The organism is Bacillus sp. Marseille-Q3570, from assembly GCF_946151055.1.
Classification (GTDB): domain Bacteria; phylum Bacillota; class Bacilli; order Bacillales; family Fictibacillaceae; genus Pseudalkalibacillus.
Window position 1 is genome coordinate 78,848 of the sequence record NZ_CAMGYZ010000018.1, and the last position, 7,886, is coordinate 86,733.

Genomic DNA, 7,886 nt, shown 5'->3' on the forward strand with positions numbered 1-7,886 from the left:
GTCTGTTGAATAACCAACACTGTGTTTAATATAATGATAAAGTGAAAATGCGTGAAACACAAGAGAGGATCAAAAATGTCAAATATAGCAGCACGAATCATAAAACATAAAAAAGCAGTTGTCATTGCATTTGTTTTGATTGCGGTCATCTCGTCGGTGGCGCAATTTTTTGTGTCGGTCAATTACAATATGGTGGACTACTTGCCAGAAGGTGCCGAATCGACACAGGCGATGGAGATCATGGAAGAGGAGTTCACCGGTTCTGTTCCAGATACACGGGTCATGTTGACGGATGTATCGATACCGGAAGCGCTCGAATATAAAGAAAAGCTCTCAGCCATAGACGGAGTATCTGATGTCATTTGGCTGGATGATGTCGTCGATCTGAAAACCCCATTGGAGATGGCAGAAGATGAGACGGTAGAAAACTACTACAAAGATGGCAATGCCCTGTTATCAATCAGTGTCAACTCCGGGGATGAAGTGAAAGTGACCGATGCCATCTATAAGCTGATTGGCGAAGATGGAGCGATTGCTGGGGAAGCGATCAATACGGCAAGTTCTCAAAAGATGGCGGGGCAGGAATCGATGAATGCGGCACTCTTATTAGTCCCGATGATCATTCTGATTCTGGTCATATCGACGACTTCTTGGGCAGAGCCGTTGTTTTTCCTGACAGCGATCGGGGTTTCGGTTCTGATCAATTTAGGCACGAACATCTTCATCGGAGAGGTATCCTTCGTTACGCAGTCTGTTGCGCCGATCTTACAGCTGGCAGTTTCACTGGATTATGCAGTGTTCCTGCTACATAGCTTTTCTGATTTCCGGAAGACGACCGACAGTCCGGAAGAAGCGATGCAGCTTGCGATGAAAAAGTCATTCCCGGCGATCACGGCAAGTGCCGCAACAACGTTCTTCGGGTTCATCGCCCTTACATTCATGAAATTTGAAATCGGGTCTGATCTTGGGTTGAACCTGGTGAAGGGGATTCTCCTGAGTTTCATCAGTGTCATGGTCTTCTTACCTGCGTTAACCCTCTTATTCTATAAATGGATGGATAAAACAAAGCATAAGAGCTTCGTTCCTGACTTCACCGGCTTTGGAAAAAAAGTGATCAAACTGAAAGTTCCAAGCTTGCTTCTTGTTTTTGCCATTCTCGTTCCCGCCTTTTTGGCTCAAAGTAACACAGCCTTTACGTATGGCTTTGGGGAAATGCCGGAAAGTACGCGTGCGGGAAGTGATGCTGTAGCGGTAGAAGAAGCTTTTGGGGAAACGACGCCGATCGTGCTCTTAGTCCCTGAAGGAGATATGGCGAAAGAGAAGGAGCTTGTTGAAAATCTAGAAGGGCTTGACTATGTGACAAGCGTGATTGCGTATGTGAATCAGGTGGGCGAGGCAATCCCGCCTGAATATCTGAATCAATCGATCAAGGATGAATTTTATTCTGAAAATTACAGCCGTATCGTGATCAATACGAATCGAGGGACGGAAGGGGATATTCCTTTTTCGATAGTCGAAAAGGTTGAACATTTGGCTGCGGATTATTATGGCGATCAGGCTCACACCCTGGGAGAAAGCGTTACGCTGTACGATATCAAAAACACCGTATCAAAGGACAATATCGTGGTGAACGTGTTGACGGTCGTGACGATTGCGCTCGTCCTGTTGATCACGTTCAAATCGATTTCAATGCCAGTGGTCTTGCTCCTGACGATCCAATCGTCTGTCTGGATCAACCTGTCGATTCCTTATTTTACAGATACGCCACTCGTGTTTGTCGGCTATCTGATCATCAGTACGGTCCAGCTTGCAGCAACGGTGGATTATGGAATTCTTTTTACAGAGGCTTTCCAGCACTATCGCAAGGAAATGCCTGCTCGAAATGCCATCGTGAAAACATTGGATGAAAAGACATTCTCGATTTCCATATCAGCTGCGATTCTATCCAGCGTCGGTTTCATTTTATGGATCACGTCTTCCAATCCGATTGTCGGAGCCATCGGTCTATTGATGGGCAGAGGGGCGTTGCTTGCTTTTGTGATGGTTGTGCTGTTCCTGCCAGCGATGCTCGTTGTATTCGATAAAGTCATTAAAAGAACGACCTATAAAGCAAATTTCTATGAGGAGAAATGATGATGAGAAAAAAACAAGTACTGTATGCAGCGCTCGCGTTCATGATCGTCTTGCCTTCATTTCTTAATGGTACGGCTGCTGTGGCAGAAGCTGAAAAAACAGAAGGCAAAGTCAATTCGAAGGAAGAAGTCGTGTATGCGACATTAACCGCCGATGGAAACCTTGATAACATCTATGTCGTGAATACGATGGATGTGGCGCGGGCTGGAGAAATACTCGATCATGGGAAGTACAACAGCGTCAAGAATCTGACGGATCTATCGGAACTCGATCAAGAGGGGCAGACCGTCCGCATGGATGCTCCGGAAGGTAAGTTCTATTATCAAGGAAACATGGATAAAGATACGGAAATCCCGTGGGACGTGAAGGTTTCTTATAAGCTGGATGGACGTGAAATGGACCCATCTGAGCTTGCAGGGGATTCGGGCCATATCGAAATCAACATTGATACGAAAGCGAATAAGGCTGTTGATCCGGTATTCTATGAAAACTACTTGTTACAAGTTTCATTGAAGTTGCCGAATACGTATCAGAACATTGAAGCACCAGATGGAATGCTCGCAAATGCGGGGAAAAATAAGCAGATCACGTTCACTGTCATGCCTGGAAAAGAAGAGAACCTCAGTGTAGAGGCAGATGTGAAGGACTTCGAATTCCAGGGTGTTGAAATCGCAGCAGTTCCATCTACACTTCCGATCGATTCATCGAAAATGGATACGATGACTGGTGACATGTCGGAACTATCCGATGCGATCGGGAAGCTGAATGACGGGGTTGCGGATCTGGATGATGGCGTTGCCGAATTGAACAACGGAGCAGGAAGCCTCCGTGACGGTTCGGCTCAATATAAAAATGGAATGAACGGGTTGGATGGCTCCTCTTCAAAACTCGTTGGGGCATCCAGTTCGATTGGAGACGCACTCGGGAAGATCAATCGAGCAATTCCGGCAGATTCCGGTGATATGGACCTGGCGGGTCTGAAACAATTGCCGGATGGTCTTCGACAATTAGCGGATGGACTGACGAAAGCAGCGAATGGTTTGACAACGCTACAAGAGAACTATTCAAAGGCGTATGATGCGTTGGATGGGGCGATTGTGGAAATCCCTGCTGAACAGGTGTCCAAGGAAGAAATCGCGGAATTGTATGCGAGTGGTGCCGATCCAGAAATCGTTGATAAACTGGTCGATTCCTATAAAGCCTCCCAAAAGGTGAAAGGAACCTATTCCAATGTAAAAGGAGCTTTTGGCGCTGTCGAGCCGACCTTGAAAGAGGTCAGCGGCTCGGTGCAGGAGATGAGTGGTCAGCTGAATTCGATCGCAGATGATTTATCAGCTTCTCTTGACGGTATGGATCTCAGCGGGCTGAGTGAATTGCAAAAAGGGTTGGCTGGGTTGTCTTCCAACTACGGTGAATTTCATTCTGGATTAGTGCGCTATACAGAAGGGGTAGGCGAGTTAACTTCTTCATATGGCAAGCTGCATTCGGGGATTGTGGACTTGACAGGGGGAACAGGTGAATTAGAGGACGGCGTCGGCGATCTTCACAACGGAACGGAAGAACTGCATCAAGAAACGAAAGACTTGCCGGAAGAGATGCAAAAGGAAATCAACAAAATGATCTCAGAATATGATAAATCCGATTTCAAACCCGTATCATTCGTGTCATCCAAGAATGAAAAAGTATCGTCGGTCCAATTCGTGATCAAAACCGAAAGCATCGAAAAACCAGAAAAAGAAACAAAGAAAAAAGAACCCGAAGAAAAGAAAGGGTTCTGGGAGAAATTGATGGCATTGTTCAAATAAAGAAGGGAACATTTATCTTAGAGATAGTGTTGAAAGTCGAAGCAGAGCCTGAAAAGGTGCCTGCTTCTTTTTCGGTTTGAGTGGAAAGTGATAAAAATCTTCATGCTGCCCTTTACATATATACCGTTAATCGTTCAAAATCGTCATTAGTGGCTAAAAAACCCGTAAACTTGTTATAGTTTGTTCAAATAAATTGGAGTGAAGAAGATGGTTGAGTTTTTTTCTACGCTAAGTCCTGTTATGCAAGCTTTAATAGGGACTTTATTTACCTGGGGCATGACAGCCCTTGGTGCTGCGTTAGTGTTTACAACCAGAACAATGAACCAAAAGTTAATGGATGGAATGCTTGGATTTGCGGGTGGCGTAATGATTGCTGCAAGCTTTTGGTCTTTACTGTCCCCGGCTATTGACATGGCAGAAGGAAGTGCGTTGCCAGCCTAGGTCCCGGCCGGGATCGGATTCATGCTTGGGAGTGTCTTTCTTTGGGGAGTCGATAAGGTGATTCCACATTTGCATCCCAATGCAAATATTGAGGAGGCTGAAGGCTTTCATCCTGATCGGAGAAAACGAAGCACATTATTAATCCTTGCGATCACTCTGCATAATATTCCAGAAGGTCTTGCCATTGGAGTGGCATTCGGTGCTGTCGCAGCTGGTTTTCCATCCGCGTCCTTAGCAGCAGCCGTGACGTTGGCGATCGGAATCGGTATTCAAAACTTCCCGGAAGGAACTGCAGTTTCTATGCCATTACGGAGAGAAGGGATGTCCAGAACAAGGAGTTTCATGTACGGACAGTTTTCAGGGATGGTGGAGCCGATCTCTGCAATCATCGGCGTCCTTGCAGTAACGTTAATCGAGCCCATTCTACCGTTTGCTTTAAGCTTTGCAGCGGGCGCTATGATCTTTGTCGTAACAGAGGAAGTCATCCCAGGTTCACAAGAAAATGGAAATAAAGATCTCGCATCCATGTGTTTGATGATCGGTTTTACCGTCATGATGGTTCTGGATGTGGCACTTGGATAGATGGGGACGGTTCTCGTGCTTCCGAAGCAAGAGAACCGTCCCTATGCTTCTAAAGGTTGAATGTGTGGCAGTGCTCGTATTAAAATGTATTTATCTTTATTCGGATAAAATAGTGTATTGGGGGTGATTTAATGGTTAATTATAGATTGCAATCTAAACTTCTAGAAGTAGTCGATAATCAACTAAACATGAATGATCCTAAATGTACAAAGAAAACTTTAAATCGCTTATTAGGTTTAGGTTATCCTGTAGATGAATCAAAAAAGATGATAGGTGCCGTTCTTGCTGAAGAAATGTACTATGTTATGAAACACCAAGATCCATTTGATGAAAAACGTTATGAAAAAAAGCTGTCATTGCTTCCAGACTATTTAGAGAAGATTGAGGAGGATAGCTCAACGGTTAACTTACAGCCTGTTCAAGCTGCTCCGTCAATTGGTAGAAATGATCTATGCACTTGTGGGAGTGGAAAGAAATATAAGAAGTGTTGCGGTAGATAGCGTACCGAGCAGGGAGGTTTCTTGTGCAACAACTAAGGCACCTCACATGTGACGTTCACTTGTGAGGTGGTTCGTTCGTTTAAAAGTCGACCCATATTATCTATAACCAACAAACCTCTTCGATCTCATAGTCTTCAGAGGAGTCTGCTTCCCCAGTTAAACACGAAAAACATGCCTGATAAGCGACCGCACTCCCGATTGCCCAGATTTCCTGACCGCAGTTGAAGCAGGCCGCTCCATTCTTTTTATCATTAACTGCCTCGTTTAGACTTTCCTTTAGCCGGTTTGGGTCTTCTTCAGGATTATTCTTACAATGCATATTCACAAATGCTTCTATCGAAATAGGTACCATTGATGATTTCTTTTGTTTTTTCGTTGGGGACGGTTCTGATGCTTCGGAAGCATCAGAACCCTCCCCATGCTTCTAGCTTTTATTCCCCGAAAGCTTCTGGAAGCATTTTGAATCCTTCGATTTCTGCATCCTCTTCGATTTCGATCATGATACAGCGTTTCCCTTTGTAATTGACTTGCCTGACGTATTCGAGGTCTTGTGGGCTGATGGAGATATTCGCGACCTTCGTTTGGATTTTGATCGATTTTGATTTGTATTTCGGTACGACACTGCTTGCTTTCAGTTCATAGGACTCGTTATCGGTGATTCTCTCGAAAGCGGCTTTTACTTTTTCGGAATCGACTTGTTCACCACCACTCTGGTTCAAGACGCGCTCCACATTCTTGTAATCGAGCTTCGGATCTTCATCTTCTTCGTTTTCTTCGACCATCGTATTGATTTCTCGATAAACGTTCGCAAGAGTAGAGGGGGTAAGCTGGTCGCCCATCACATCCCTCATCACTTCCTCAAACACTTCTTTATCCTCTTTCGCTGTTATCGTATGTTCACTGTTCAGGACTTCTTCTATGAATCTATGATCTGGTTCATTCGCTTTCCCGGACGCATATAAAACATGGTTCACATCCGATGCCCCATTGGAGAAGCATGGGAAAAGAAATCCTGTCATCGGGGTGGCGAGATCAATGACTGAATCGACATCGATGTTGTATTTGAACTGCTTCTCGACATAGTCGAACACCAACTCTTTTTTCGACTCCTGTGTTTTGTTGATGCTGCAAAGGATGAAGGGGTGGGAGTAAACCGCGTCCCGTTCACTTTCTTCCGATTCTTCATTACGTTTTTTCATCGGCTTCAAATATTCCGCTTTAATGAAGGTGATGACGACATCTTTTTCATACGGATGGTCTTTTATCATTTTTTCGGTCATTTGCAGCATTTGATTCTTCCAGTCCTCAACTTCGCTGCTCAGCAACCCTTTATGTAAAATGAGCTGACTACTATTGTCTGTGTCACGCTTGAATTTCAGTTCAAATAACTTCTCATCCACCTGTCCTGTCAGCAGTTTTTTGAAATTATTGATGAAAAGCTCCTGTTGATCCTTATCGAGCATTTCGAACGGCTGGCTCTGATGATGGTAAATATCTGTTGTTTCTTTCATTATATACACGTTAAAAATGTCAGAGATCTTCAATAAATCATTATCCGCTTTCAATTGTCTGCGGAGACCCGCTATGTCTTTTTTATTCATCAATCGTACACTCCTATGCGGCATGTGTTGTGAGTTTCATAAAGAACGATTCTTCTATTTTAACATAGGGGTTATGGTGATAGGCAGATGTTGTTAATATCTCTAGGTTACTTCACCGCTGCTTTTTTATGTTAGAATCACAACGGAACAAAGAATTGCATCACAAAAGGAAATCAACAAGATAATCTCAAAACATGACAAATCCGATTTCAAACCCGTATCATTCGTGTCATCCAAGACTGAATAAGTCTCTTCCGTCCAATTCGTCATTATAACCGAAAGCATTGAAAAAGAAACCAAGAAAAAAGAAACCGCCGAAAAAGTTCTGGGAGAAATTGATGGAGTTGTTTTAAATGCACAAGCTGGACGGTCTCCTATGAAGACTGACCCCATTTTAAGGATTAAAGTTTCATGATTCCCGTAAATTATTCTTCTCCTGGTTATCCTCTTTCTTTGATAGATAATCAATTGAGGCTGAGGAGGCATTAGTAATAAATGTTTGAAATAAATTATAAATAAAACATTTTACTTCTATTAGAAAGTTAATATTAATAATAAGGTAAAATGTAATTAGTGATGCAGAAATGTACTCATTAGTACCCTTAGAAATAAATTTTAAAGACCAATTGCTGGGGATATATTTAAAAGTAAATAGTAAAATAAAATTCAAAATTATAATAAATAAAAAAAATATCGATAAACCATAAAAATAAAGATTATAAACAGTAAATTTATCTAGCTTTCCTTCATGGTTTATAGCAATTAATTGAAGTACTGTATTTCCATTTGCTAATGCTTGAAAAATTGCATAACCTGTAATAATT

6 protein-coding genes and 1 pseudogene are annotated in these 7,886 nt (G+C 43.0%); 4 read left to right on the forward strand and 3 right to left on the reverse strand.

Features of this window, described 5'->3' with window-relative positions; genetic code table 11:
* Nucleotides 1-75 precede the first annotated feature (75 nt).
* The 4 genes and pseudogenes from N8M93_RS19935 (at nt 76) to N8M93_RS19950 (ending at nt 5,461) form a co-directional block, all read left to right on the forward strand.
* On the forward strand, nt 76-2,133 hold the full coding sequence (locus tag N8M93_RS19935) for an RND family transporter (protein WP_261134387.1): 2,058 nt from the start codon (nt 76-78) through the stop codon (nt 2,131-2,133).
* Nucleotides 2,134-2,135: 2 nt separating this feature from the next.
* Nucleotides 2,136-3,938 carry a YhgE/Pip domain-containing protein gene (locus N8M93_RS19940; RefSeq protein WP_261134388.1) on the forward strand — a complete coding sequence of 601 codons (1,803 nt, stop codon included), beginning with the start codon at nt 2,136-2,138 and terminating at the stop codon, nt 3,936-3,938.
* A gap of 207 nt (nt 3,939-4,145) precedes the next feature.
* A pseudogene (locus N8M93_RS19945) lies at nt 4,146-4,961 on the forward strand (ZIP family metal transporter).
* Between the two features lie 131 nt (nt 4,962-5,092).
* On the forward strand, nt 5,093-5,461 hold the full coding sequence (locus tag N8M93_RS19950; RefSeq protein WP_261134389.1) for an SEC-C metal-binding domain-containing protein: 369 nt from the start codon (nt 5,093-5,095) through the stop codon (nt 5,459-5,461).
* Between the two features lie 100 nt (nt 5,462-5,561).
* On the opposite strand, the gene N8M93_RS19955 is transcribed toward N8M93_RS19950, so the two are convergent.
* From N8M93_RS19955 to N8M93_RS19965, 3 genes are all read right to left on the reverse strand, one after another.
* Entirely contained in the window at nt 5,562-5,780 is a 219-nt protein-coding gene (locus N8M93_RS19955) for a hypothetical protein (protein ID WP_261134390.1), read from the reverse strand.
* Nucleotides 5,781-5,892: 112 nt separating this feature from the next.
* A complete protein-coding gene (locus N8M93_RS19960) occupies nt 5,893-7,062 on the reverse strand; it encodes a DUF4317 domain-containing protein (protein ID WP_261134391.1) in 1,170 nt (389 codons plus the stop codon).
* Between the two features lie 409 nt (nt 7,063-7,471).
* A partial coding sequence (locus tag N8M93_RS19965) for a hypothetical protein (protein WP_261134392.1) occupies nt 7,472-7,886 on the reverse strand: 415 nt, incomplete at its 5' end.